The 25,427-nt window shown below is 70.0% G+C and carries 25 protein-coding genes; 13 read left to right on the forward strand and 12 right to left on the reverse strand.

What is annotated here, in order from left to right:
- Positions 1 to 5 precede the first annotated feature (5 nt).
- The 3 genes from ACFUCU_RS15040 to ACFUCU_RS15050 are packed head-to-tail and all read left to right on the forward strand — an operon-like array spanning position 6 to position 2,500.
- Positions 6 to 488, forward strand: a complete 483-nt coding sequence (locus ACFUCU_RS15040; protein WP_377973286.1) for a hotdog fold thioesterase — start codon at positions 6 to 8, stop codon at positions 486 to 488.
- 15 nt (positions 489 to 503) lie between these two features.
- Positions 504 to 1,853: a phenylacetate--CoA ligase PaaK gene (gene paaK, locus ACFUCU_RS15045; protein ID WP_290256087.1), complete on the forward strand. Its 1,350-nt coding sequence runs from the start codon at positions 504 to 506 to the stop codon at positions 1,851 to 1,853.
- 44 nt (positions 1,854 to 1,897) lie between these two features.
- Positions 1,898 to 2,500 carry a TetR/AcrR family transcriptional regulator gene (locus ACFUCU_RS15050; RefSeq protein WP_364133690.1) on the forward strand — a complete coding sequence of 201 codons (603 nt, stop codon included), beginning with the start codon at positions 1,898 to 1,900 and terminating at the stop codon, positions 2,498 to 2,500.
- Between the two features lie 21 nt (positions 2,501 to 2,521).
- On the opposite strand, the gene ACFUCU_RS15055 is transcribed toward ACFUCU_RS15050, so the two are convergent.
- From ACFUCU_RS15055 to paaZ, 3 genes are all read right to left on the reverse strand, one after another.
- Positions 2,522 to 2,824, reverse strand: coding sequence for a hypothetical protein (locus tag ACFUCU_RS15055; protein ID WP_377973287.1), 303 nt, complete (start codon positions 2,822 to 2,824; stop codon positions 2,522 to 2,524).
- 119 nt (positions 2,825 to 2,943) lie between these two features.
- Positions 2,944 to 3,351 (reverse strand): VOC family protein, encoded by a 408-nt coding sequence (locus ACFUCU_RS15060; protein ID WP_377973288.1) that lies wholly within the window; start codon positions 3,349 to 3,351, stop codon positions 2,944 to 2,946.
- Positions 3,352 to 3,714: 363 nt separating this feature from the next.
- Positions 3,715 to 5,826, reverse strand: a complete 2,112-nt coding sequence (paaZ, locus tag ACFUCU_RS15065) for a phenylacetic acid degradation bifunctional protein PaaZ (protein ID WP_377973289.1) — start codon at positions 5,824 to 5,826, stop codon at positions 3,715 to 3,717.
- 185 nt (positions 5,827 to 6,011) lie between these two features.
- Here paaZ and ACFUCU_RS15070 point away from each other — a divergent pair, with 185 nt between their 5' ends.
- Positions 6,012 to 6,428 (forward strand): PaaI family thioesterase, encoded by a 417-nt coding sequence (locus ACFUCU_RS15070; RefSeq protein WP_290256092.1) that lies wholly within the window; start codon positions 6,012 to 6,014, stop codon positions 6,426 to 6,428.
- 57 nt (positions 6,429 to 6,485) lie between these two features.
- Here the strand turns inward: ACFUCU_RS15070 and ACFUCU_RS15075 are convergent, their stop codons facing one another.
- Positions 6,486 to 7,544 carry a LacI family DNA-binding transcriptional regulator gene (locus tag ACFUCU_RS15075; protein ID WP_377973290.1) on the reverse strand — a complete coding sequence of 353 codons (1,059 nt, stop codon included), beginning with the start codon at positions 7,542 to 7,544 and terminating at the stop codon, positions 6,486 to 6,488.
- 139 nt (positions 7,545 to 7,683) lie between these two features.
- Here ACFUCU_RS15075 and ACFUCU_RS15080 point away from each other — a divergent pair, with 139 nt between their 5' ends.
- Positions 7,684 to 9,681, forward strand: coding sequence for an adenylyl cyclase (locus ACFUCU_RS15080; protein ID WP_377973291.1), 1,998 nt, complete (start codon positions 7,684 to 7,686; stop codon positions 9,679 to 9,681).
- A gap of 145 nt (positions 9,682 to 9,826) precedes the next feature.
- On the opposite strand, the gene ACFUCU_RS15085 is transcribed toward ACFUCU_RS15080, so the two are convergent.
- From ACFUCU_RS15085 to ACFUCU_RS15095, 3 genes are read right to left on the reverse strand one after another with little or no spacing between them, the layout of a single operon-like run.
- Positions 9,827 to 12,493: a S1 family peptidase gene (locus tag ACFUCU_RS15085; RefSeq protein WP_377973292.1), complete on the reverse strand. Its 2,667-nt coding sequence runs from the start codon at positions 12,491 to 12,493 to the stop codon at positions 9,827 to 9,829.
- 9 nt (positions 12,494 to 12,502) lie between these two features.
- On the reverse strand, positions 12,503 to 13,213 hold the full coding sequence (locus ACFUCU_RS15090) for a tyrosine-protein phosphatase (RefSeq protein WP_377973293.1): 711 nt from the start codon (positions 13,211 to 13,213) through the stop codon (positions 12,503 to 12,505).
- Complete coding sequence (locus ACFUCU_RS15095; RefSeq protein WP_377973294.1) at positions 13,210 to 13,839, reverse strand: GNAT family N-acetyltransferase; 630 nt, start codon at positions 13,837 to 13,839, stop codon at positions 13,210 to 13,212. Before ACFUCU_RS15095 ends, ACFUCU_RS15090 begins: the two co-directional genes overlap by 4 nt.
- Before the next feature lie 82 nt (positions 13,840 to 13,921).
- Here ACFUCU_RS15095 and ACFUCU_RS15100 point away from each other — a divergent pair, with 82 nt between their 5' ends.
- On the forward strand, positions 13,922 to 14,368 hold the full coding sequence (locus tag ACFUCU_RS15100; protein ID WP_377973295.1) for an SRPBCC family protein: 447 nt from the start codon (positions 13,922 to 13,924) through the stop codon (positions 14,366 to 14,368).
- Between the two features lie 42 nt (positions 14,369 to 14,410).
- Here the strand turns inward: ACFUCU_RS15100 and ACFUCU_RS15105 are convergent, their stop codons facing one another.
- From ACFUCU_RS15105 to ACFUCU_RS15120, 4 genes are all read right to left on the reverse strand, one after another.
- On the reverse strand, positions 14,411 to 15,298 hold the full coding sequence (locus tag ACFUCU_RS15105) for a 3-hydroxyacyl-CoA dehydrogenase family protein (protein WP_377973296.1): 888 nt from the start codon (positions 15,296 to 15,298) through the stop codon (positions 14,411 to 14,413).
- Between the two features lie 2 nt (positions 15,299 to 15,300).
- Positions 15,301 to 16,107, reverse strand: coding sequence for an enoyl-CoA hydratase/isomerase family protein (locus ACFUCU_RS15110; RefSeq protein WP_377973297.1), 807 nt, complete (start codon positions 16,105 to 16,107; stop codon positions 15,301 to 15,303).
- Positions 16,107 to 17,318, reverse strand: coding sequence for a thiolase family protein (locus tag ACFUCU_RS15115; RefSeq protein WP_377973298.1), 1,212 nt, complete (start codon positions 17,316 to 17,318; stop codon positions 16,107 to 16,109). The genes ACFUCU_RS15110 and ACFUCU_RS15115 overlap by 1 nt, the downstream gene beginning before the upstream one ends.
- Before the next feature lie 133 nt (positions 17,319 to 17,451).
- The gene (locus ACFUCU_RS15120; protein WP_377973299.1) at positions 17,452 to 18,114 is read right to left on the reverse strand and encodes a pentapeptide repeat-containing protein; all 663 of its coding nucleotides are present in this window, start codon (positions 18,112 to 18,114) and stop codon (positions 17,452 to 17,454) included.
- Positions 18,115 to 18,214: 100 nt separating this feature from the next.
- Between ACFUCU_RS15120 and ACFUCU_RS15125 the strand changes: the two genes are divergently transcribed.
- Together ACFUCU_RS15125 and ACFUCU_RS15130 are read left to right on the forward strand one after the other, a co-directional pair.
- A complete protein-coding gene (locus tag ACFUCU_RS15125; RefSeq protein WP_377973300.1) occupies positions 18,215 to 18,391 on the forward strand; it encodes a CsbD family protein in 177 nt (58 codons plus the stop codon).
- A 159-nt stretch (positions 18,392 to 18,550) separates the two neighbouring features.
- Complete coding sequence (locus ACFUCU_RS15130; RefSeq protein ID WP_377973317.1) at positions 18,551 to 19,270, forward strand: dienelactone hydrolase family protein; 720 nt, start codon at positions 18,551 to 18,553, stop codon at positions 19,268 to 19,270.
- Positions 19,271 to 19,407: 137 nt separating this feature from the next.
- Here ACFUCU_RS15130 and ACFUCU_RS15135 read toward each other — a convergent pair whose 3' ends face one another.
- Complete coding sequence (locus ACFUCU_RS15135; RefSeq protein ID WP_290256104.1) at positions 19,408 to 20,868, reverse strand: amino acid permease; 1,461 nt, start codon at positions 20,866 to 20,868, stop codon at positions 19,408 to 19,410.
- 203 nt (positions 20,869 to 21,071) lie between these two features.
- Between ACFUCU_RS15135 and ACFUCU_RS15140 the strand changes: the two genes are divergently transcribed.
- The 5 genes from ACFUCU_RS15140 (at position 21,072) to ACFUCU_RS15160 (ending at position 25,410) form a co-directional block, all read left to right on the forward strand.
- The gene (locus ACFUCU_RS15140) at positions 21,072 to 21,821 is read left to right on the forward strand and encodes a CPBP family intramembrane glutamic endopeptidase (RefSeq protein WP_377973301.1); all 750 of its coding nucleotides are present in this window, start codon (positions 21,072 to 21,074) and stop codon (positions 21,819 to 21,821) included.
- 60 nt (positions 21,822 to 21,881) lie between these two features.
- On the forward strand, positions 21,882 to 22,322 hold the full coding sequence (locus tag ACFUCU_RS15145; RefSeq protein WP_290256106.1) for a VOC family protein: 441 nt from the start codon (positions 21,882 to 21,884) through the stop codon (positions 22,320 to 22,322).
- A gap of 21 nt (positions 22,323 to 22,343) precedes the next feature.
- Positions 22,344 to 23,294: a 1,4-dihydroxy-2-naphthoyl-CoA synthase gene (locus tag ACFUCU_RS15150; RefSeq protein WP_377973302.1), complete on the forward strand. Its 951-nt coding sequence runs from the start codon at positions 22,344 to 22,346 to the stop codon at positions 23,292 to 23,294.
- Positions 23,295 to 23,301: 7 nt separating this feature from the next.
- Positions 23,302 to 24,465 carry an AMP-binding protein gene (locus tag ACFUCU_RS15155; protein ID WP_377973303.1) on the forward strand — a complete coding sequence of 388 codons (1,164 nt, stop codon included), beginning with the start codon at positions 23,302 to 23,304 and terminating at the stop codon, positions 24,463 to 24,465.
- Positions 24,466 to 24,528: 63 nt separating this feature from the next.
- The gene (locus ACFUCU_RS15160; RefSeq protein WP_377973304.1) at positions 24,529 to 25,410 is read left to right on the forward strand and encodes a 1,4-dihydroxy-2-naphthoate polyprenyltransferase; all 882 of its coding nucleotides are present in this window, start codon (positions 24,529 to 24,531) and stop codon (positions 25,408 to 25,410) included.
- Positions 25,411 to 25,427: the final 17 nt, after the last annotated feature.

Consider the following 25,427-nt stretch of genomic DNA (forward strand, 5'->3'; position numbering starts at 1 on the left):
GACGCATGGCTGAACTGACAATTCCGGGGAAGACCCACCCGCTCCTGAACAACGACTATGCCTCCGAGTGGATGGGCGTCGAAGTCCTCGAACTCGCCGACGGCCACGCCACACTGCGGATGCCGCTGCGCCAGGAAATGCTCAACGGATTCGGGATGGCCCACGGCGGAATGATCTTCGCCTTCGGGGACACCGCCTTCGCCCTCGCCTGCAACCCCGCCGAACCCGGGCCGCATGACGAGGGGACCATGACGGTGGCCTCCGGCGTCGACATCAACTTCATCAAGTCCGCCTACCGCGGCCAGGTCCTCACCGCCGTCGCCAACCGCCGCGCCAGCACCGGCCGCAGCGGCATCTACGACGTGCAGATCTACGCCGCCGACCCCGACGCCGTCGACCTCACCGCTGAATCCACCACCATCCCCGCCGGCGCGGGAGAACTCATCGCCGAGTTCCGCGGCCGCAGCCGCACCATCTCCAAGAAATAGAAACGTAGGACGCAGATGACCACCCCCACCGCTGAATCCGCCCTCGCCACCAGCGACGCCGTCCTGGACCGCGAAGAAACCATCTCCCGCGACGAGCTCGAGGCCCTTCAGCTCTCCCGGCTCCAGCACACCGTTGCCTACGCCTATGACCGCGTCCCGCTGTACAAGCGGAAGTTCGACGAGGCCGGGGTGCACCCCACCGACCTGCGCGAGCTTTCGGACCTGGGCAAGTTCCCGTTCACCACGAAGGAAGACCTCCGCCTGGAGTACCCGTTCGGCATGTTCGCGGTGCCGCAAAACGAGGTGGCACGGATCCACGCCAGCTCCGGCACCACCGGCCGTGCCACGGTGGTCGGCTACACCAAGCAGGACCTCGCCGACTGGGCCAAGCTCGTGGCCCGCTCGCTCCGCGCCTCCGGCGTCCGTCCGGGCATGAAGGTCCACAACGCGTACGGCTACGGCCTGTTCACCGGCGGCATGGGCGCCCACGCCGGCGCCGAGGCCCTCGGCTGCACGGTCATCCCGATCTCCGGCGGCCAGACCGAACGCCAGATCCAGCTCATCCAGGACTTCGAGCCGGACGCCATCCTGGCCACGCCCACCTACCTCCTGACCATCGCCGACGCCATGATGAAGCAGGGCATCGACCCGGCCTCCACCTCGCTGAAGTACGCGGTGCTCGGGGCCGAGCCGTGGACCGAGGAAATGCGGCACGAACTCGAGGTCACCATGAACCTCAAGGCCTGCGACATCTACGGCCTCTCCGAGGTCATGGGCCCCGGCGTCGCCGGCGAGGCCGTCGAGACCCAGGACGGCAGCCACATCTGGGAGGACCACTTCCGGCCCGAAATCATCGACCCGTTCAACCCTGCCGTTGGCGTCGAGTCCGTGCTGGGCGACGGCCAGCACGGCGAACTGGTGTTCACCTCGCTGACCAAGCAGGCCCTGCCGATCATCCGCTACCGCACCAAGGACCTCACCCGGCTGCTGCCCGGCACGGCGCGTCCGGCGCACCGCCGCATGGGCCGGATCACGGGCCGCAGCGACGACATGATCATCCTGCGCGGCGTGAACCTCTTCCCCTCCCAGATCGAAGAAATCGCGCTGCGGATCCCGGAGCTCAGCCCGCACTTTCAGCTGGAACTGACCCGTCCCGAGGGCCAGCGGATGGACCAGCTCACGGTCAAGATCGAACGGCGCGACGCCGTCTCGGTGGAGAGCAGCGCGACGGCGGCGAAGGTTCTGCAGCAGCAGATCAAGATCCACGTCGGGTCCTCCTGCGCCGTCGACGTCGTCGAGCCCGGCTCCCTGGAGCGCTCCAACGGCAAACTGCGCCGGATCTACGACATGCGCCCCAAGGGCTGAGAACCGCCCGAACCACTCCGGCCCGTCATGAGAAACTAGCGAGTATGCCCACAACAGCATCCACCAAGCGCGGCCGGCCCGGCTACGACCAGCAGTCCGTGCTGATGATCGCCGTCGACGTCTTCAACCGTCACGGCTACGACGCCACGTCGATGGGCATCCTCGCCGAGAACCTGGGCATCTCCAAGTCCGCGATCTACCACCACGTCCCTTCCAAGGGCGACCTGCTGAAGCTTGCGCTCGACCACGCCCTGGGCGGCCTCGAGGCCATCCTTGACCGGCCCGAGGCGCAGACCGGTTCCGCGGACGCCCGGCTGGAGTTCGTGCTTCGCGAGACCATCTCGGTGCTGGTGGAACGGCTGCCGTTCGTCACCCTCCTGCTGCGGCTGCGCGGCAACACCGAGATTGAACGGGACGCCCTGGCCCGCCGCCGCACCTTCGACCGCAAAGTCGCCGCACTGATTTCCGCCGCCCGCGACGAGGGCTCGCTCCGCCAGGACATCGACCCGCGGACCGTCACCCGCCTGCTCTTCGGCACCATCAACTCGATCGTCGAGTGGTACAAGCCCGGCGGCTCCCTCTCCCCCGAGAAGCTCGCCGACGACGTCATCACCATGGCGTTCCACGGCCTCCACGTCCCGGACTAGCCCTTCCTCCGCGAGGACCTCCTAGCCGGGGATGATTCCCGGGAACCCGCGGACGGCCGCGACCCAGCCCATGTAGGCCAGTACCCCGGACAGCGGGATCACCGCCATCACCAGCACCACGGAGCGGTCCCTGGCCAGGACCAGCGCCGCAAGGTTGGCGAGCACGGCGACGGCCACGACGGCGGCCTGGAACACGCTGTTGGCAAACACCGCCCGGGGCGATTCGAAGAGGGTCCCGGCGCCGGCGAGGTACGTCACCAGATACCAGGACGGGACCAGCCATAGCGGGAATCCGAGCATTACGACGTCGATGGCGAGGGCCACCCTCCCGGTCCGGGTGGTGGGCCACCAGGTCCTCGTCCCGCTTCGGGCGTTCGGCGGCGTCCGTCCCGGGGCCGGTCCCGCAGTCCCGCCAGCGTGTGCCCGCACCGCCGTCGGCCCGTTTAGAGCTGGTAGTCGGCCGGGCCGGGCAGGTTCTCGTGGATGCAGAGAACGTTGTGCTCGGTGTCCATGAACCAGGCGCACTTCTCTGAGTCCGTGGTGCAGATGTGGTTCTCGGTCTTGAGTCCGGGAAGGTCATAATCCTGGAACGTGACGCCCCGGGCCTCCATGTCCTGAACCGTGCGTTCGATGCCGCTGACCTCAAAGCTGAGAGCGGTGTGCTCGGAGTGCTTTCCGTCCGTGACCGGCATGAGCTGGAGCAGCGGGCCCCCGTCCGAACCGAAGATTTCGCTGCCGTCCGCTGCCACGCCGCGGTGCGGGAGTCCCAGGGTGTCCGCATAGAAGTGCCGGGCACGCGCCGCATCATCGACGGGCAGGATGGTTGTGGCTGTGTTGAGTACCAGGGACATGATGCCACCTCCTACGGGCACGATGTTACGCCGGAGCGCGGCTGGATGAACGGGCACTTCGCCCCCACCCTCCCTCACATCTGGCGGCCCCACGAAGGACGCCCCCTCACGTCTGGTGGCCCCACGAAGGACGCCCCCTCACGTCTGGTGGCCCCACGACCAACCCTCCCTCACATCCTGAGGAAGGGTTGGGTTACGAGGCGCCGGACCTGAGGGAGGGTTGGGTTATGACGCGCCCGACGTGAGGGAGGGTTAGGTTACGAGGCGCCGGACCTGAGGGAGCGTCGGGCAAGAAGGCGCCGGACCTGAGGGAGCGTCGGGCAAGAAGGCGCCACATCTGAGGGAGCGCCAACAGGGGTGGGGCTACTTCTCGACCAGGGTGAGGACGTCGTAGGTGGCCACGATCTCGTCGTTCTGGTTGGTCAGGACGGCGTCCCAGGCCACCTCGCCATATTCGTCGGTCTCGCGCGGGGTGATCTTCTTGGCCGTGAGGGTGACCCGGATGGAATCCCCGGCGGCTACCGGCGTGATGAAGCGCAGGTTCTCCAGGCCGTAGTTGGCCAGCACCGGGCCCGGGGCGGGTTCCACGAACAGTCCGGCACCCCAGGAGAGCAGCAGGTAGCCGTGCGCCACGATGCCGGGGAAGAACGGGTTGGCTTCCGCCGCTTCCTGGTTGGTGTGGGCGTAGAAGGTGTCGCCGGTGGAGTTGGCGAACGCGGTGATGTCCTCCAGCGTCACCTCGCGCAGCCCGGAGCGGACGGCGTCGCCGATGCGCAGGGTGGCCAGCGGCTTGCGGAACGGGTGCAGCCCCTCGGTCTCGACGGTGAAGTTCCGGTCCGCGCCGGTGTGCCAGACGCCGGTGACGGCGGTGAGCATGTTGGGTGAGCCCTGGATGGCGGTGCGCTGCATGTGGTGCATGACCGAGCGGATGCCGCCGAGTTCCTCGCCGCCGCCGGCACGGCCGGGGCCGCCGTGGACCAGGTGCGGGACCGGGGAGCCGTGGCCGGTGGAGCTGCGGGCGTCCTCGCGGTTGAGCATCAGCACGCGGCCGTGGTGGGCGGCGATGCCGGTGACCAGTTCGCGGGCCACGTCGGGGTCGTTGGTGCAGACCGAGGCGACCAGGGAGCCGCCGCCGCGGGCGGCGAGGCGGACGGCGTCGGCGATGTCGCTGTAGCCGATTACGGACGACACCGGGCCGAAGGCCTCCAGCGAGTGGATCTCCTCGGCTTCGGGGTCGGCCCAGCGCAGCAGCACCGGCGACATGAAAGCTCCGCCGTCGACGACGCCGACGCTCCCGTCCGCGCTGGTGACCTTTGGGGCGTCGAGGGAGCCGTAGGCGAGCTCGCCGCCGGCGTCGAGCATGGACTGGACAGCGGCGCGCACGTCGGCGAGCTGCTCGAGGGAGGCGAGGGCACCCATGGTGACCCCCTCGGCGCGCGGGTCTCCGAGCACGACGCGTTCGGTGATGCGCTCCCCCACGGCGGCGGCAACGTCCGCGACGAGCTCCTGCGGCACAATGGCGCGGCGGATCGAGGTGCACTTCTGGCCGGCCTTTGCGGTCATTTCGGTGACGAGAGACTTGACGAAGGCGTCGAATTCGGGCGTGCCCTTGACGGCGTCCGGACCGAGGATGGCGGCGTTGAGCGAGTCCGTCTCGGAGGTGAAGCGGACGCCGCCCTTGACCACGTTGGGGTGGGACTTCAGCGTGTTCGCGGTGGACGCCGAGCCGGTAAAGGCGACCAGGTCGCGGTAGTCGAGGTGGTCCAGCAGGGTGCGGACGGAGCCGGACACCAGCTGCAGGGAGCCCTCGGGCAGGATGCCGGACTCGTCGATCGCCTTCACCACAGCCGCGGCGACGTAGCCGGTGGGGGTCGCGGGCTTGACGATGGTGGGGACGCCGGCGATGAAGGCCGGGGCGAGCTTCTCCAGCATGCCCCAGACCGGGAAGTTGAAGGCGTTGATCTGGACCGCGACGCCGGGAATCCGCGTGTAGATGTGTTCGCCGGCGAAGGAGCCGTCCCTGGACAGGATCTCCATCGGCCCGTCGACCACCACCTGGGAGTTAGGCAGTTCGCGGCGGCCCTTGGAACCGAAGGTGAAGAGCACGCCGATGCCGCCGTCGATGTCGATCATGGAGTCGACCTTGGTGGCGCCGGTCTGGGCGGAGAGGGCGTAGAACTCGTCCCGGCGGCCGTTGAGGTACTGGGCGAGTTCCTTGAGCTTGAGGGCGCGCTGGTGGAACGTCAGCTGGCCCAATGCTTCCTGCCCGGTGGTGCGGCCGTAGTCGACGACGGCGGCGAGGTCCAGGCCCTCGGTGCTGACCCTGGCGAGCAGCTCCCCCGTGCTGGCGTCCAGGACCGGGGAGGCGGAGGCGGCGGCCGCTGCGTCCGGCGTCCACCAAGAACCCCGCACGAAGCTGGGGACGATTTCGGCGGTATCCACGGCGGATGCGGGGGCTGTTGCAGTGGTGGTCATCGTTGACGGGTCCTTCCAACGCGGGGCAAGAGCAGCACGTCCGGAACATTACTGACCGGCCGTTCGGTAATATGACCACAGTACATGACTGAGGCCTGCGGCACACTAGTACCGCGGACCATTGCGGCCCCGCCCCGGTCCCGTTCCGGTTCCGCCCCACCCCGTCCCGACCCCGAGGAGACCCGATGACTACCCAGCCCGGCGCCAACGAGCCTTGGAAGATCACCCTCGGCGAGCTCGACGAGAAGATGGGTGTGAAGATCGTCGAGGAATCGGTTCAGCGCGTGGTGGCCACCATGCCCGTGGAGGGCAACCGTCAGTCGTTCGGGCTCCTGCACGGCGGCGCCTCGCTGGCCGTGGGCGAGGCCGTCGGTTCCTGGGCCGCGGTTAAGCACGCCAGCACGCTGGGCAAGACGGCGGTCGGCGTCGACGTCTCCGCCACCCACCACAAGTCCGCCCGGGAGGGCCTGGTCACCATCACTGCGACGCCGATCCACCTGGGCGGCACAGTCACCACCCACGAAGTGGTCATCAGCAACGCCGCCGGCGAGCGGCTGTGCACGCTGCGGATCACCAACCTGCTGCTGGACCGGAAGGGCTGAGCCCGGTCCGGTGCTGGCCCGCCAGGGCTGAACCCGGCGCGCCTTTCGGGGTACCGCCTAGCCGGCGGCCGGCTCCGTGCTGGCCCGGATCACCAGGCGTGCCGGGAAGATCAGCGGCTCCCGGCCGGCCCCGGGGTTCTCGATATCGGCCAGTAGCAGGCGCCCGGCCTGCGCGGCCATGTCCACGGTGGGCTGGTTGACCGTGGTCAGGGGCAGCTCCCCCGGTCCGGACAGGTGGTCGTCAAAGCCGACGACGGCGACGTCGCCGGGCACCGTGCGGCCGGCCGCCTGCAGGGCCGTGATGGCACCCCGGGCCATCAGGTCGGACGCGGCGAAAATACCGTCGATGCCGCCGTCGCGGGCCAGCAGCCGGGCGGCGGCCTCGGTGCCGCCGGCCGCCGTGAAGTCCCCCGGCTCCTCGGGCCCGGCCGGTAGCCCGGCATCCTTGAGGCCCGCCCGCCAGCCCTCGAGCCGGTCCGCCGCGGCGGTCATGTCCAGCGGACCGGTGATGGTGGCCAGCCGGCGGCGCCCGGTGGCGGCCAGGTGCAGCGCAGCCTGCCGGGCACCCTCGAAGCTGTCCACGTCCACGTAGTGGATGCCCAGGCCGGTGTCCCAGGGACGGCCGATGAAGACGGTGGGCAGCCCGGAGGCCGCCAGTTCCTCCGTCCAGCCGTCCGTCTTGTGGTGCGAGACGACGATGGCGCCGTCGACGTGGCCACCGCGGAGGTAGCGGACCGTCCGGGACGGGTCCCCGCTGGCCCGGGACATCAGCAGGACCAGCTGCATGTCCGTCTCCCGCAGCACCTCGGTCACCCCGGTGATGACGGCGGCGAAGAACGGGTCCATCATGACCCTGGCATCGGGTTCGTTGATGACGAGCGCGATTGAGGACGTCCGGCGCGTGACCAGGCTGCGGGCCGCCCGGTTCGGGGTGTAACCCAGGGAGATCACGGCGGCGTCCACGGCGGCCTTGGCCTCCGGGCTGACCCTGGATCCGCCGTTGATGGCCCGGGAGGCGGTGGAACGGGACACGCCCGCTGCCGTCGCCAGGTCTTCAAGCGTGGGAGTGGGACGGGCCGCTCCCGGCCGGGATCCGTGGTGGGTCTGTGCGCTCATCACCTTGAGAATACGGGATCCCCCGACGGTGAGGAGCCCTTGTCCGGTCGTGGGCCCGGTGTTACGCTTCCCCGGTTGGGAGCGCTCCCACAACCTTCCGCACGGAGCCCCGCCACCCCCACAGAGAGCAGGCCGAGCAATGCCGCTAGCCCACTTCCCGTCCCGCCCGGCGTCCCCGCCGGGCCTCCGCACCTCCCCGCACGGCGCAGGCCGGCTGATCGTCGGAGGCGTCGTCGCCCTCGCCGCTGCCCTGGCCGGCAGCACCGCGGCCACCGCCGCCATACCCGCCGGGACCGGCCCCGCGCCAGCCGCCGTCGTCGTCCCGGCAGCCCCCGCCACCCCTCCTGGGCAGCCCGCTCCTGCGCAGTCCGCTCCTGCGCAGCCCGCCGCGGTGGGCAAGCCGGCACCCGGCGCCGCGTCCGCGTTCGGCCCCAACGTCCGGGTCTTCGATCCGAGCATGCCGGTGGCGCAGATCCAGGCCACCGTCGACGCCATCGCCGCCCAGCAGGTCGACGACGAGATGGGCACCAACCGCTACTCGCTGCTCTTCAAGCCCGGCACCTACGGCACCGCGCAGACACCGCTGATCATCCAGGTGGGCTACTCCACCGAGGTGGCGGGCCTGGGCAACTCCCCCACCGACGTGACCATCAACGGCCACGTGGACACCTACAACCGCTGCCTGACCGCGGACAACTGCATCGCCCTGAACAACTTCTGGCGGTCGGTCTCCAACCTCACCATCAACGTCACCGGCCTGGACGGCTGCCGCGCCTCGGCCAACTTCTGGGCCGCCTCGCAGGCCTCGCCGATGCGGCGGGTCAACGTCACCGGCGGGAACCTCACCCTGATGGATTACTGCACCGCCGGCCCGCAGTACGCCAGCGGCGGCTTCATCGCCGACTCCAAGACCGGGTTCGTGATCAACGGCTCCCAGCAGCAGTACTACGTCCGTGACAGCACCCTCGGCGGCTGGTCCAACGCCGTCTGGAACCAGGTCTTCTCCGGCGTCAACGGCGCACCCGCGCAGTCCTTCCCGGACCCGCCGTACACCACGCTGGCCAGCACCCCGGTCAGCCGCGAAAAGCCGTACCTGACCATCGACGGCGCCGGCAGCTACAGCGTGTTCGTTCCCTCCGCGCGGCAGAATTCTTCCGGCACCACCTGGGAGAACGGCCCGACGGCGGGACGCAGCGTGCCGCTCTCCGACTTCTACGTGGCCACGCCCGCCGATTCGGCCAAGGACATCAACGTCCAGCTGGCCCGCGGCAAGAACCTGCTCTTAACCCCGGGCGTGTACAACATCGACCGCACCGTCGAGGTCAAGCGTGCGGACACCGTGGTCCTCGGGCTTGGCATGACCACCCTGACCGCCGTCGGCGGCGCCGTTCCAATGGAGGTCGCCGACGTCTCCGGCGTCCAGGTCGCCGGGCTCACCATCGACGCCGGCACCGTGAACTCCCCGGCGCTGATGCGGCTGGGCAAGGCCAAGGGCAACGCCTCCCACACTGACGCCTCCGGCAAACACGGCGACCCGGCCAACCCCACCGCCCTGCACGACGTGTTCTTCCGCATCGGCGGTCCGCACGTGGGCAAGGCCTCCGTCAGCCTCGAGGTCAACAGCGACGGCGTGCTCCTCGACCACATCTGGGCCTGGCGTGCGGACCACGGCAACGGCGTGGGCTGGGACACCAACACGGCGGACAACGGCGTCACCATCAACGGCGACGACGTCACCGCCACCGGCCTGTTCGTGGAGCATTATCAGAAGTACAACGTGACCTGGAACGGTGAGCGCGGACGGACGGTCTTCTTCCAGAACGAGCTGCCCTACGACGCTCCGAATCAGGCCGCCTGGCAGCACGACGGCGTCCTCGGCTGGGCCGGGTACAAGGTGGCCGATTCGGTCCGGTCCCACGAACTCTGGGGCGGCGGCAGCTACGTCTACACCAACGTGGATCCCTCGATCCACGCGACCCGCGGCTTCGAAGTCCCGGTCACCCCGGGCGTGAAGCTGCACGGGCTGCTGACCGTGAACCTGGGCGCGGGAACGCTGGACCACGTGGTCAACGACACCGGCGCCCCGGTGACCACCGCCGAGGTGGGCAAGCCAAGCTACGTCGCGAACTTCGGCTAAACGCAAAGCCCGGCCGGACCGGACCCTGGATAATTTCCAAGGGGCCCGTCCCGCCGGGCTTTGTTGTGCCTGCTTGGCGTTTCCGGGGACTGCCTATCGGAACGCTTTGCCGGTCCGATGTGCCGGGGCGCTTTGGCCGTCCGATTTAGCGGGCAGATCCCTGCGCTGCCGGCTTTCGGCGGCGGCCCAGGGCCAGCATGCCGGCGCCCAGCAGGACCGCGGCCGCGGCGGCTCCGGCCGCGGGCACCAGTCCGCCGGCTCCGGTGCTGGCGAGGACGGGAGTCCCGGCAGAACGGTCCGGGGACACGGCCGCGGCGGCGGCGGCCGCCACCGGTGCGCTGATCGAGAACGTGGAGGACAGCGGCGCGGAGGCGATGCCGTCCAGGGACTGCGACACGGTCAGGGTGTGCTGTCCCGCGGCCAGTCCCGCGGGGAACGGCACGGACCAGTGCCCGCCGGTGGCGAGGACCGCCAAGGCCAGCGACCCTGCGACGGCCTTGCCGCCGACGCCGGGGCCGCCGCCCTGGCCGGCGTCCAGCGGGACGCCGTCGATGCTCACGCTGACCGAGGCCCCCTCCACCCCGGTGCCGGAGATGGTCTTGGGCAGCGCGTCCTGCCGGAACGTGGCTCCGTCGAGGGACAGTGCCAAGGCGGGGACCGGTGGTTGGACCAGGTATACCGCGGTGGCCGCGGGACCGTCCTCGTGGCCCGGGGAGGTCTGCACCGCCGAGACCGCGAGCTTGCCATACAGCGGGCCGCCCCCGAACGGGACGCTCCAGCGGCCGTCGGCGGCGACCGTGGCCGAGCCGGTGACGGCACCGGTCACCACGACGGTGTTGCCCGGCGTCCCGGTGCCCTCGATCAGGGCGGGTGCCGAGGCGGTGGGGACCGCAGCGGGGGTGGTGATGGCGGGGGCGGTCAGTACCGAGGCCGTGAGCGCAAATGCGGTGGTCTCAGAGTGGCTGAAGCCGTTGACGGTGGCCGCGGTGTAGGCGTATTTCCCCTCGGTCGCCGGCAGGGTAAAGGACCAGGTGCCGTCGGACTGCACGGGTACATCAGTGGGGGCGCCGCCGTCGCGAGTCAGGCGGACCGAGGAGCCGGAAGCGACGGCGGACGCGGGGGCGGCCGCGACACGGCCGTGGATCGTGGTGCCCGGCTGGAGGGTGGCGCCGCTGGCGGTCCCGTCGAGTTGCGGTGCGTTGAGGAAGAGTTGCAGCTGGACGTTGGGAACCGTGGCCAGGGCGTCCTTTAGGGTGGCGGCGATGGCGCGCAGCTGGGTCCCGTTCTGGGTCTCGGCCCCGGTGTGCGTGCCGACGGCGAAGTTGCCGCTGATCCAGGGCCCGCCCGAGTCGCCGCCGGCGGACTTCACCGTGGTCGAATCGAACGCACGGACGGCGCGCAGATCGTTGTCGTCGTTGGGAGCCACGCTGGCCCGTCCCGGGATGAGCATGATGCCCACGGTGTCGACGGTGCCGCACTTCCAGCCGCTGGTCCGGCCCGAGTGGCAGACCGCCTGGCCCTGGACGGGGGCGAGGGTGCCGATGATCCTGACCGACGACGGCGCCGGGTTGGACACGTTGTCCCAAGTGGTGGCGGCGGGCCGGGGCGTGACGCCGGCGGCGAGGCCCTGGATGACGGCGATGTCCGTGCCGATGTTGCCCGGGGTGTCCCGGGTGCCGGTGATGGCGGTGTTACCGGGGCCGCCGAACTGGCTGAAGCCGAACGTACCCAGCGGGTCGCGGGTGGCCGGGAGCGGAATGGTCGCTCCGCCCGCGGTCGAGGCCGTGGCCGGTTCCACCGTGGTGGCCTTGCTGATGCCGTCTTCGGCGCAGTGGCCGGCGGTCAGGATCAGCGGGAGCCCGGTCGGATCATAGGCGCCGAACCCGGCGGAGCAGATGATGCTCACATCCGTGACGTAGCCCTGGCCGCCGAAGTAGTCAGTGCTTGCCTCGGTGGTGATCGGGGCGGATTTTTCCAGCTGGACGTTTTTGTAGCGGGCCACGAACGCGGCCGGAGAGATCTTGCCGGGGGCGGCCGTGGTCAGGGCCGGGCTGGTGCCCGCCGGGACGTTCGTCGCTCCCACGGTGGGAGCGGGCGTCGCCGTCGCCGCGGGAGCCGGGGCGGGGGTGGCGGGGGCGGCGGGGGTTTCCTCGGCGGCGGTCACGCCGCCGGTCCGGATGACGAAGTGGCCGCCGGCGTAGGCCACGGCCTGCAGTCCTGCGGGACCGACGTCGCGGACGTAGGCGGCGAAGAGCTGGTCAGTGCTGGCCGCGATGAGGTCGGCGGCGCTCGGTGCCGGGGCCGGCGCGGCCGGGGCTGCGAGCGTGAACACGGCCGTGGGGCCGGCCGCGTTGAGGGTATCCACCCGGGCCTGCAGCTCGGCGCCCTGTCCGTCGACGATGATCCTGCCGTTGCTGATGCTGATGCCGACGTAGCCGGGCAGTCCGGACAGGGAGGGCAGTGCGTCGGCGGCGCGGCGGGCGAGCTCGCCGGCGGCGTTGAACTGCTCGAGGGTCATGCCGAGGTCGCGGAGGGTCGCCTCGGCGAGGCCGTCCTCGCTGATGCCGGGGGCCGGGGCCGTCGTGGCGGTAGCCGTCGTTGTGGGAGAGGCAGTCGCGGGCGAGCCCGGCGCGGGCGACGTCGTCGGCGCGGCCGTTGCCCCGGAAGAGGCGGAGGGGCTGGAGGTGGCGGCGGGTGTCGGCTGGACGGAGCCCGTTTCGGCGAGCGCGGGAACGGCCAGGGACGCTCCGGCGAGCGCGACGGCCACGGCGGCCGTCATCCGCAGCGCAGGAACGCTTTTTGCTATCTTCACCCGGTCACTTTAGCGTCCGAGTTTGGCCCGAATGGCCGCCAGCTCCCCTTCCGTTACGCCATTGTGGCCCAAAAATGTGGAAGTCCTGAGGTTGCGCAGGAATCCCAGGAGGCTGGCCTGCCGGGTGGTCAGCAGCGGCGCCAGTTCGGCCTCGGTCAGGTAGCGCTCGTGCGGGTGCTTGACCGGGGAGACGCGGTGGTGTTCGTTGATGCCGCGCATGGCCCGTTCGTAGGCCAGGGCGATGGCGTCCTCCCCCGCCCCGGCGAGGTCCTGGAGCATCGCGGCGATCATGCCGCTGCGGTCCCGGCCGGCGGAGCAGTGCAGCACGACGCCGGCGGGCGCGGCCGCGATGGCCAGGAACACGCGGGCCATCCGATCCGGGAAGAGCCGGGCGTTGTCCGGGTAGGACGCGGGGTCGTTCAAGTAGGGCACGCAGAGGGCCCGGAATTCTTCGTTGGCGGGGTCCTCGGTGGGGGCATGGACGACGTCGAACGGCGCCAGCGCCGCCTCCGGCACCCGCGGATCAGTCTCGCGGCGGCGGATCTCCTCCGGGTTGCGCAGGTCGATGACGGTGCGGATCCCGGCGTCGTACGCCTGCCGCCAGCCGGCCTCGGTGAGCCACTCGCGCCGGCCCATCCGGTAGACCGCGCCGCCGACGTGCCAGGCGTTCACCGCCCCGTCCCAGGTGACCGCTCCGCCCACGGCTCCGTTCCTGCTCATCGGGCAGGTTCCTTTTCGGTCCGTTGCCTGGCGAGGCGGTATTCGAGGTTGTTCCGGACCATGGGCCATTCGTGTTCCAGGATCGAGAACACCACGGTGTCCCGCAGGGCGCCGTCGGCGCTCCTGGTGTGGCTCCGCAGCACCCCGTCCTGTTTGGCGCCGAGCCGGGCGATCGCTTCGCGGGACTGGTGGTTGAGCCAGTGCGTGCGGAATTCGACGGCCGGGCAGCCCAGGGTCTCGAAGGCGTGCCGGAGCAGCAGCAGCTTGGAGTCGGGGTTGCTGCCGGTGCCGTGCGCGGACGCGGCGTTCCAGGTGGAGCCGATCTCCACCCGGGGCACGGCGGCGTCGATGTTCATGTAGGTGGTCATCCCGATGATCCGGCCGGGTTCGCCGGTGGCGGGGTCAAGCAGCCGGGTGGTGAACGGCAGCATGGAGCCGGCCGCCTGCAGCGTCAGCCGCCGGTCGATCTCGGCGCTCATGGCCTCCGGGGCGGGGACGGCGGTGTACCAGAGCTTCCATAGCTCCCCGTCCCGGACCGCGTCCACCAGCCCGTCGTGGTGGCTGTGGTCCAGGGGTTCGAGGGCAACGTAGCGGCCGGTCAGGGTGAGCGGCTGGAAGGGGTTCACGGCACCATCCTAGGGCCGCGGCAGCGGCGGACCCTGAGCATTCCCATCCGGGGGGGCTGGACGCCGTGGGTAGGCTGGGCCCATGATCACAGTCACCGGCACGGTCCGCACCCCGCTGGAGGCCGGCAAGGCCTTCGCCTACCTCTCCGCCTTCGAGCACACGCCCGAGTGGGACCCCGGCACGCCGGTGGTCAGGAAGCTCACCGACGGCCCGGTCGCGGTGGGCCACCGCTACCACGCGGAGGCGGAGTTCCGCGGCAAGCGCCAGAGCCTGACCTACGAGGTGGTCAAGCTCTCCGGTTCCGAGATCGTGCTCCGCGGCGAGAACAAGAGCGTCATCTCGGTGGACACCATCGAGGTCCGGCCCGCGGGCTCCGGCAGCGAGGTCAACTACACCGCGGAATTCCAGCTCAAGGGCTGGATGAAGCTGGCCGAGCCGATCGCCCGGCCCATGTTCCAGAAGCTCGCGGACCCGGCCATGGACGGGATGAAGCGGACGCTGGATTCACTGGCCACGCACTCCGGCTAGGCGCCGCGGCTCAAGAGGGCGGGCCGGCTCCCTGACGCCGGTTCAGCTGTCCCAGTCGAAGAATCCCTTGCCGGTCTTCCGGCCGAGCTCGCCCCGGGCCACCTTGTCGCGCAGGATTTGCGGCGGTGCGAAGCGGTCGCCCAGGGTCGAGGCGAGGTACTCGGCGATGCCCAGGCGGACGTCCAGGCCCACGATGTCCGTGGTCCGGAGCGGGCCGGTGGGGTGTTTGTAGCCCAGGACCATGGCGTTGTCGATGTCCTCTGCGGACGCGACGCCCTCCTCGACCATGCGCATCGCTTCCAGCGCGATCGCGACCCCCAGCCGGGAGGACGCGAAGCCGGGGGCGTCGTTGACGACGACGGCGGTCTTGCCGAGTGCCTCGACCCAGCCGCGGGCCGCGGCGGCCGCCGCGTCCGAGGTCTGCTCGCCCAGGACCACCTCGATCAGGGTGGACGCCGGCACCGGGTTGAAGAAGTGCAGGCCCAGGAAGTTCTGCGGCCGGTCCAGTTCGCGCGCCAGCCCGTTTACGGAGAGCGAGGAGGTGTTGGAGGCGAGGTATGCGTCGTCGGCCAGGCGCTCCTCGATGCCGCGCAGTGAGGCGACCTTGAGGTCCCAGTCCTCGGGAACGGCCTCGACCACCAGTTGTCGCTCCTTGAAGTCGTCGTAGTCCACGGAGACGGTGAGCCGGGAGACCATCTCGTCGAGGTTGCCGTCGACGGCTCCGCGCTCGATGCTCTTGGCGGCGGCTGACTCCACCCGTTCGCGGGCGGCCTCGGCCGACTGCTCGTCGCGTTCGACCACCAGCACGTCCGCGCCCTTGATCAGGAAGGCGTGGGCGATGCCGGCGCCCATGCGGCCGCCGCCGAGCACCCCGACGAACTGGGGAAGAACGCCGTCGGCGGTGGGGGCGGACTGTGCGGAATTGCTCATGGTTACTTCGTCCCGTCGTGCTGGTCTTGAGGTGTGGAAGTCGTTTTGGTGTTTTTCCTGTCCAGGAACGCCTGCATCCGGTCGAACTTGGCCTGGGATTCGAAGAGGATGCCCTGGGCCAGCTGGTCGATCAGCGGGTGCGCCTCGGCGGGGGCGTGGAAGACGGATTTGGTGATCCGCACCGCCAGCGGGTCCTGCCGGCCGATCCGGTCCGCGAGATCGTGGGCGGCATCCATGAGCCGGTCCGCGTCGTGGACTTCGGTGATGAGGCCGACGGCGAGGGCCCGGTCGGCGCGCAGGACGGTCCCGGCCAGCAGGATTTCCTTCGCCACGGGCTCGCCGACGAGTTCCTTGAGCCTCCAGCTGGCCCCGGCCGCGGCCAGGATGCCCAGGCCGGTTTCGGGGTTGCCGATCCGGACCCCTGGGGTGCCGATGCGGAAGTCGGCGGCGTAGGCCAGCTCCGCGCCGCCGCCGAGGCAGAAGCCGTCGAGGGCCGCAATGACCGGCATGGGCAGCTTGGCGATCCGGACGAAGATCGTCGAGTTGATGCCCTGCAGCGCGTCGTCGCGGCGGCGTTCGCGCAGCTGTGCGATGTCCGCGCCGGAGGCGAATACGCCGTTGGTCCCGGCGATGATCAGCACCTTGGGGGTCTGTTCCAGGTAGGCGCAGACCCGGTGAAGCTCGTCGACCATCTGCTGGTCGATCGCGTTGCGGACCTCGGGCCGGTTGAGCAGCACCACCAGCCGGTCGGCGCGCTCCTCGACCAGGAGCGTGGCGAAGCCCGTGGTGTCCAGGCCGCCGGCGGCCATTAGACGCGCTCCAGGAGCATCGCGGTGCCCTGGCCCACGCCCACGCACATGGTGGCGAGGCCCACCTTGGCGTTTTCGCGCTCCATCCGGCCCAGCAGGGTGATGGCGATCCGCGATCCGGAGGAGCCCAGCGGGTGGCCCAGGGAGATCGCACCGCCGTCGCGGTTCACGATTTCCGGGTCCAGGTCCAGCCGGCGCATGCTGGCCAGCGACTGGGTGGCGAAGGCTTCGTTGAGTTCGACGGCGCCGAGGTCGCCGACGCCGAGCCCTGCGCTGGCCAGGGCCTTGCGGGTGGCGGGGACCGGGCCGATGCCCATGATCTCGGGCTCGCAGCCTGCGGAGGCGCCGGCGATGATGCGGGCGCGCGGGGTCAGGCCTAGCTTCCGGATGGCGGCCTCGGAGGCGACGATGATCGCGGAGGCGCCGTCGTTGAGGGTGGAGGAGTTGCCGGCGGTGACCACCGAGCCATCCGTGACGACGGGGCGCAGCCCGGCAAGCACCTCGGCGGTGGTGCCGGGGCGGGGGCCCTCGTCGGTGTCCACCACGGTCTCGCCCTTGCGGGTCTTGACGGTGACGGGAACGATTTCCTCAGCGAACCGGCCCGCTGCGATCGCGGCGAGTGCCCGTTCGTGCGACCGGACGGCGAACGCGTCGGCGTCGTCGCGGGTGATCCCGTCGACCCGGGCCACCTCCTCCGCGGTTTCCGGCATGGAGTAGGTCATCTTCCCGTCGCGGGAGAGCTCACCCTTCTGGAACAGCGGGTTGGTGAAGCGCCAGCCAATGGAGGTGTCGAAGATCTGGCCGGGCTTGGCGAAGGCTGTCTGCGGCTTCTCCTGCACCCAGGGCGCGCGGCTCATGGATTCGACGCCGCCGGCGATCACGATGTCCGCGGCGCCGGCCTTGATCATGTGGCTGGCCATGATGATGGCGCTCAAGCCGGAGGCGCAGAGCCGGTTGACGGTGATTCCGGGGATGTGCAGCGGCAGGCCGGCCAGCAGCGTGGCCATCCGGGCGACGTTGCGGTTTTCCTCACCGGCCCCGTTGGCGTTGCCGAGGATGACCTCCTCCACCGCGTCCGGGTCGACGCCGGCGCGGGCGACGGCCTCACGGACCACCAGCGCCGCCAGGTCGTCGGGACGGACCGCGGACAGGGCTCCCCCGTACCGGCCAACCGCGGTGCGGGCACCGCCAACGAGAAAAGCCTCGACCATGAGAACATCCTTCACCAGAGAGGGGGCCGGCAGTAGAATAAATTACCGACCGTTCGTTCTATAAAGATTACACGGCGGGTCAAGAGGGTCAACCGGGGACGCCTGCATGACGTTCGGGCATATCCCCAACGGCTCAGGCGACAGCGATCCCCAGATGCGCGGCAAGCAGCGGGGCGAGCAGGTCCAACTGGCGCTCGTCAACCACCAGCCCGGACACGCTGCCCAGGCCGCTGACCGCTCGGAAGGCGCTCCCGCGCAGGTCCACGTCCTTGAGCCGGGCGCCGGTGAAGTCCAAGGCGCCGATGGTGCAGTCCTTCAGGACCATCCGGGTGGCCGTAGCCGCGCCGAGGTCCAGCTCCCCGATGATGCAGTCGCTGATCAGCACGTCCACCAGGGTGGCGCCGCGGAGGTTGACGTAGTCGAGCTTTCCGCCGTCGATCCGCACCGACTGCCAGCGCCCCTCGTAGAGTTCGGCGGAACCCCAGCGCGGATTGCGGATCTCCACCTCCGTCAGCCCCGCCCGGGCGGCGGTAAGCACGGGGGCGTTCGGGTCGGACAGGATGCAGTCCCGGAACCCGGCGCCGCGCAGCTGCGTCTCGTGGAAGGAAATCCCGGCGAACGAGCACTCGACGAAGTCCGTGCCGGCGAGGTCCAGCCCGTCGGCGATGGCCTGCCGGTAGGAGCGGCCCTCGTAGCGTTCCCCGCGGCGGAAGTCGGGGTCCGCGTCCTCCTGGAGATCATCCAGCCGGAGGTCCGGGAGGCGCGGGGCGGTGATTCGGGGCTTGCCGGGTTTCATGACGTCGAGCCTAGCGCCGACCGGAAAAGACTTGAACTAGTAAGCATGCTTTGCTTATGCTGGGACCGAAGCAGCCAACCGGAGAAAAAGGCGGTTCCCCATGGGTCTCGGCGACAAGATTCAGCACGAGGCGCAGCACCTTGGTGGCAAGGCCAAGGAGGCTGCCGGGACCGCCACCGGCAACGACCGTCTGAAGGCCGAAGGCCAGAAGGACCAGGTGGTCTCCGATGCCAGGAAGGTTGGCGAGAACGTCAAGGATGCGGTCCGGCGCGACTAGCCGCCCCGCCGCGATGGCCGACGACGCCGGGCGCTCCTTTGGGGGCGTGCCCGGCGTCGTTTTTTCACCCCTCACCCAGCGACTCCACCATCCCGCCCGACGAACCGAGGAGCCCCCGTGGCCAGCACCGCCAACCGCCCCACCGCCGGCAGCACCGACCTGCACAACGTCGACCTCGGCCCGGCCGGGCCGGACGGGTCCCGGACGCTTCGGGGCTACCTGGCCACCCCGGACGGGGAGGGCCCCTTCCCGGCGGTGCTGATGATCCACGAGGTCTTCGGGCTGGACGACATCACGGTCCGCCACGCGGACCGGATGGCCGCCGCCGGCTACCTCACCCTGGCCGTCGACCTCTTCAGCGACGGGGGCGCGCGCCGCTGCCTGGTCTCCACCATGCGCTCCCTGGCCTCGGGCCACGGCAAGGCGTTCGCCGACCTTGAGGCGGCGCGGCGGTGGCTGCTCGACTCGGGCCGGACCAACGGGAAGGTGGGGGTCATCGGCTTCTGCATGGGCGGCGGCTTTGCCCTGTTGCTGGCCAACGACGGCTTCGACGCGGCCGCGGTGAACTACGGCAAGCTGCCCTCCAACCCGGAACGGGAGCTGGCCGGGGCGTGTCCGATCATGGCCAACTACGGCGGCCGGGACCGGGGACTGCCGGGGGCCGCGGAGAAGCTCGCCGATGTGCTGGAGCGGCTCAACGTCAGTCACGACGTGAAGGAGTTCCCGACGGCGGGGCATGCCTTCCTCAATGACGTCGAGGCCGGCCCGCGGCCGCTGCGCCCGCTTCTGCGCGTGATGGGCGTGGGCCCGGACCCGACGTCGGCGCCGGAGGCCTGGCGGCGCATCGAGGACCACTTCGCCCGGCACCTGAGGGGCTAACGGGGCGCGCCCGATACCGGACTGGACGGCGACTTAAAAGCCGACGGCGGTCACCCGCGCCGCAGCGCGGGTGACCGCCGTCGTCCGTGGGTGGCTGAACCCTGTACAGCGAACCGAACGTGTCCGAACAGGAGGAACTAGCTGTAGAGCTCGCTCTTGGGGGCGTTGTGCTTGACCTTCTGCCAGCCCAGCCACAGCACCACCGCGAAGAACGGGATGGTGGCCAGCGTCCAGAGGCCCAGCTGGAAGACCTCGCCGGTCTTGCTGGTCATCGTGTCGAAGCCGATCAGCACGGTGATGGCCAGCAGCGCCACCAGGCCGGCCCAGCTGGTCCACGGGGAGCCCGGCATGGGCAGCGAGGAGGCGTCGTTGCCCTTGATCCTGCGCAGCGCGATCTGGCTGGCGAAGATCGAGCCCCAGGTGAAGATGACGCCGATCGAGGCCGTGTTCAGGGCCAGATCGAAGGCGTGCGAGCCGCCCAGCCAGATGTTCAGCAGGATGCCGACCAGGTAGACCGCGCCGATCGCCAGGATGGCGGCGTAGGGCACGTGGCTCTTGGACATCCGGGTCAGCCACTGCGGGGCGTGGCCGTTGTTGGCCATGGTGCGGAAGATCCGGCCGATCGAGTACAGGCCCGAGTTGCAGGACGAGAGCGCAGCGGTGATGACGATCATGTTCATCACGTCGCCCATCCAGGGCAGGCCCATCTGGCCGAAGACGGTGACGAACGGCGAGGTGCCGGCCTTGTACTGGTCCGAGGGCAGCAGCATGGCCAGCAGGGTCACTGAGCCGACGTAGAAGACCACGATGCGGATGACAACGGCGCGGATGGCCTTGGGGACCTCCTTGGCCGGGTCCTCCATCTCGCCGGCGGTGATGCCGACCAGTTCGATGGCGTTGTAGGCGAAGATCACGGCGTTGAGCACCAGGATCATCACCAGGGCGCCCTTGGGGAACATGCCGCCGTCGCCGGCGAAGAGGTTGGTGACGGAGGCGTGGCCCTCGCCCACCTTGGCATTGGTGACCACCATGAAGGTGCCCACGGCCAGGAAGATCACGATGGCCCCGACCTTCAGGACGGAGGCCCAGAATTCGAATTCGCCAAACGCCTTCACACTGAGCAGGTTGACGCCCACCAGCAGCAGCAGCGCGGCCACCGCGGTCAGTTCGACCGGGACGTTGGGGAAGAAGAACTGGAAGTAGAGGCCGATCGCGATCAGCTCGGCGATGCCGGTCATGGCCCAGTTGATGAAGTACATCCAGCCGGAGAGGTATGCGCCCTTGCGGCCGAACATCTCGCCCGCGTAGCTGACGAAGGAGCCGGAGGTCTGGCGGTACATGATGAGCTCGCCGAGGGCCCGCATCAGCAGGTAGGCGATGACGCCGGCGATGGCGTAGGAGAAAACCAGGGCGGGGCCGGTGGAGGCGAGGCGCCCGCCGGCTCCCATGAAGAGGCCGACGCCGATGGCGCCGCCCATGGCGATCATGGTGACCTGGCGGCCGCTGAGGGACTTCTTGTAACCCTCGGCGCTGAGGGAGGAGTCGACGGCGGTGGGGGCGGCCGCGGTTTGCTTGTCTGTGGACGTACTTTGAGGCACAGCTGTTCCTTGCGGTTGGGGATCTGGCCGGGACAGGGCGGCGTTTTCCGGGCGTTCGGCAGCAGGGGCGCCCGGCGAACGGGGCAGCCGGTGGTACCGGAGCCGGCTGCGGCTCGGCGTCGCGCGGCTCGTCTATAGTACTAGCTGGGCCGGGCCTGCCGTGACGCGGGCAACACCGGGCCGACGCCGGATAGTCTGTTTCCATGGGCACCGATCTCCGCCGCATCCCGGCACCGCGACCGGATTTCTACGTGTTTTCCCGGCTGGATTTCACCGCCGCCGGCATCTATGTGGCGGTTGCCGCGTTCTTCGCCACCGCCGCGGATCTGTTGACGCCGGTGGTGCTGCAACTCTCCCCCAACCCCGCCGCCGCGTCGTACGCGATCAACCTGGTCTTCTACGGCGTGATCGGCGCGCTGGCGCTGACCGCGGCACGCCGCGTAGTCCGGCGGGACCTGCAGGTCCTGGCCACCCGCCCCTGGTTCACCCTGCTGATGGTGCCGGCGTCCGTTGTGGCCGCGATGATCCTGACCGCCGTCCTGGTGGCGCTGACCGGCCCGCCGCAGACCTCCGCCAACCAGGCCGGGCTGCAGGCACTGATGCAGCAGGTGCCGGCCTGGCTGATGGTGCCCCTGCTGGTGGTTGTGGGCCCCTTCGTGGAGGAGTACATCTTCCGGCACCTGCTGATCGGCAAACTCAGCCGCAAGCTCAACATCTGGGTCTGCAGTGCGCTCTCCGTGGTGCTCTTCGCGGGGCTGCACATCGTGGGCCAGGAGGCGCTGACGCTGCCGGTGCTGATGCCGTACATCGCGATGGGTGCCGTCCTGGTGTTCGTATACGTCTGGACGGGGCGGAACCTGATGTTCTCCTACTTCGTGCACGCCGCCAAGAACCTGCTGGCCGTCATCTTCATCTACGCGATCCCGCCGGACGTCCTGGACCGGCTGCAGTAGCCAACTGGTTGCCGGCACCAGCCTCTGGCGCCCCGCGGGCCGCCGTCGTAGGTTTCTGCCATGACACTGAACATCCAGATCGCCGTCGACTGCACCGACCCGCACGCCCTCGCCGACTGGTGGGCCGAGACCCTGGACTGGGCCGTGGAGCCGCAGGACGAGGACTTCATCCGGTCCATGATCGAGCAGGGCTTCGCGACCGAGGCGGACACCCTCCGGCACGGCGGGAAACTGGTCTGGCGGACCGGCGCCGCCATCCGGCCTCCCGAGGACCTGGCCAGCAGGCCGGCCACTCGGAGAATCCTGTTCCAGACCGCCCCCGAGCCCAAGACCGTCAAGAACCGGGTGCACTGGGACGTGAACCTGGCCGGCGGCGACAAGGACGAGGTCCGCGCCGCCCTCGAGGCCCGCGGCGCCACCTACCTCTGGACCGCCAACGAGGGACCGCATTCCTGGTACACGATGGCGGACCCCGAGGGGAACGAGTTCTGCATCAGCTGAGCCGATTACTAGACTCGGTGTGTGAGCAACGAAATCCCCGCCAAGGTATCCGACGTCTTCGACCCCTCCCGGTGGCGCAACGTGTCCGGGTTCGACCTGCAGGACATGACCTACCACCGGCAGGTCGAGCGCACCGCGGACGGCACCGTGGTCCGGGACCTGCCCACGGTGCGGATCGCGTTCAACCGGCCTGAGGTGCGCAACGCCTTCCGGCCCGGCACCGTCGACGAGCTCTACCGCGTGATGGACCACGCCCGGATGACCCCGGACGTGGCCACGGTGCTCCTGACCGGCAACGGCCCCTCCCCCAAGGACGGCGGCCACTCGTTCTGCTCCGGCGGTGACCAGCGGATCCGCGGCAGGGACGGGTACCGCTATGCCGACGGCGAGACCCAGGAGAGCATCGACCCGGCGCGCTCCGGCCGGCTGCACATCCTGGAGGTCCAGCGGCTGATGCGGACCATGCCCAAGGTGGTCATCGCCGTCGTCAACGGCTGGGCGGCCGGCGGCGGGCACTCGCTGCACGTCGTCTCCGACCTCACCATCGCCTCCCGCCAGCACGGCAAATTCAAGCAGACCGACGCCACCGTGGGCAGCTTCGACGCCGGCTACGGTTCGGCGCTGCTGGCCCGCCAGATCGGGCAGAAAGCCGCCCGCGAGATCTTCTTCCTGGCCCGCGAATATTCCGCCGAGGACATGGTCCGGATGGGGGCCGTGAACGAGGCCGTGGACCATGAGCGGCTCGAGGAGGTGGCGCTGGAGTACGCGGCGGACATCGCCCGGCAGTCCCCGCAGGCCATCCGGATGCTCAAGTTCGCCTTCAACCTCGCCGACGACGGCCTGGCCGGCCAGCAGGTGTTCGCCGGCGAGGCCACCCGCCTGGCGTACATGACCGACGAGGCCGTGGAGGGCAAGGAAGCCTTTCTGGAAAAGCGGGACCCGGACTGGTCCCAGTTCCCCTACTACTTCTAGGCCCGCCGTGACAGCCGCCCCGCCAAACCTGGACCAGGTCCTGACCGCCCTCGCCGCCGCCCTCGGCGGGGAGGGCCCCGCCGTCGAGCTCTCGGCCGGCCCGGACGGCTCACCCGTGGCCAGCCCGGTGGGCGTCCCCGGAGTAGAGGGCGCCGCCGTCGTGGTCCGCACCTCCGGCTCCACCGGCACCCCCAAGGCCACGGTCCTGACCGTCGACGCACTCGCCGCCTCATCCATGGCGACGGCGATCGCGCTCCGCGGCGAGGGCCAGTGGCTGCTGGCCCTGCCGGTGCAGTTCGTGGCCGGAGTGCAGGTGCTGGTCCGCTCGCTGTTCGCCGGGACCCGGCCCTGGGCCATGGACCTCTCCGGCGGATTCACCCCCGAGGCCTTCACCGCGGCCGCCGGGGAACTGACCGACACCCTCCGCTACACCTCCCTGGTGCCCACCCAGCTGCAGCGGTTGCTCGATGACCCGTCGGCCGAAACGCTGGCCGCGCTGCGCCGGTTCAACGCCGTCCTGCTCGGCGGCGCCCCGGCCTCGGCGGAGCTGCTGGCCGCGGCCCGGGAAGCCGGCGTCCGCGTCGTCACCACCTACGGCTCGGCCGAAACCAGCGGCGGTTGCGTGTACAACGGCGTCCCGCTGGAGGGCGTCGAGGTGGCGGTCGACGCCGACGGGCGGATCCTGCTCGGCGGCGCCACGGTGGCTGCCGGATACCTGGGAGAGCCCGACCTGACGGCGGCGGCCTTTGTCGAAAGCGACGGCCTTCGCTGGTACCGCACCAACGACCTCGGCACCCTCGCCCCCGACGGGACCCTCACGGTGCAGGGTCGCGCGGACGACGTCGTCATCACCGGCGGCGTCAAGGTTTCGGCCGCGCACGTGCAGGCAGAGCTCGAACGGCTCGACGGCGTGCGCGCCGCGTTCGTGACCGGTGTGCCCTCCGCCGAATGGGGGCAGGCGCTGGCCGCGTACGTGGTCCTGACCGACGGATCCGAGGACGCCGCGGCGGACTTCCGCGCCCTTCTGGGCTCCGGAACGGCGGGTCCGCTGACCGGCGCGCTGGCACCCAAGACCATCCACCTTGCCGAGGACTTGCTGATGCTCCCCAACGGGAAACCGGACCGGCTGGGCATGGCCGTTCGGCTGGACGCCCTGCATCAGGGAAAATAGTAGAAGCTTCCACCAGGCCTGTTCCCAGCAGGCCGCCACCCCCCAAGCAACGAGGTACTAAACGTGGCCACAGCCGCACAATGGATCCAGGGCGCCCGTCCCCGCACCCTCCCCGCCGCGATCGCGCCGGTGCTGATCGGGTCGGCCGCCGCCTACGAGATGGACGCGTTCCGTCCGGTCAACGCCGTGCTGGCGGCCCTGGTGGCGCTGTTCCTGCAGATCGGCGTGAACTTCGCGAACGACTACTCCGATGGCATTCGCGGCACCGACGAGGACCGGGTGGGCCCGCTCCGGCTGGTGGGGTCCGGCGCCGCGGAACCGTCGCTGGTGAAGCGGGCGGCCTTCGGGGCCTTCGGACTGGCCATGCTGTTCGGGCTGGTGCTGGTCATCATCACGCAGGCGTGGTGGCTGATCCTGGTGGGCGTGGGCTGCGTCCTGGCCGCGTGGGGCTACACCGGCGGCAAGAATCCCTACGGGTACCTGGGCCTCGGCGACCTGTTCGTCTTCGTCTTCTTCGGCCTGGTGGCCACCCTCGGCACCACGTACACGCAGGCCGGTCAGGTCAGCCTCGCGGCGGTCATCGGCGCGATCGGCACCGGCTTGATCGCCTGCGCGCTGCTGATGGCCAACAACGTCCGGGACATCCCCACGGACACGGTGGCGGGCAAGAAGACCCTCGCCGTGCGTTTGGGCGACAAGCACGCCCGGGAAAGCTACGTGCTGATGCTGGCCGTCGCCATCCTGCTGGTGATTGTGCTGGCGCCGGCGAAGCCGTGGATGCTGATCGTGCTGCTGCTGATCCCGGCCAGCCTGATGCCGTCCTGGCTGATGATCGCCGGCCGGCGCCGCAAGAGCCTGATACCGGTCCTGAAACAGACTGGCCTGATCAACCTCGGCTATGCGGCGCTGTTCTCCATCGGACTGGTCCTCAGCCACGGTTTCTAGGCGGCGCCAGGCGGGCT

The sequence above is a fragment of the Arthrobacter sp. NPDC057259 genome, from assembly GCF_042668995.1.
Classification (GTDB): Bacteria; Actinomycetota; Actinomycetes; order Actinomycetales; family Micrococcaceae; genus Arthrobacter.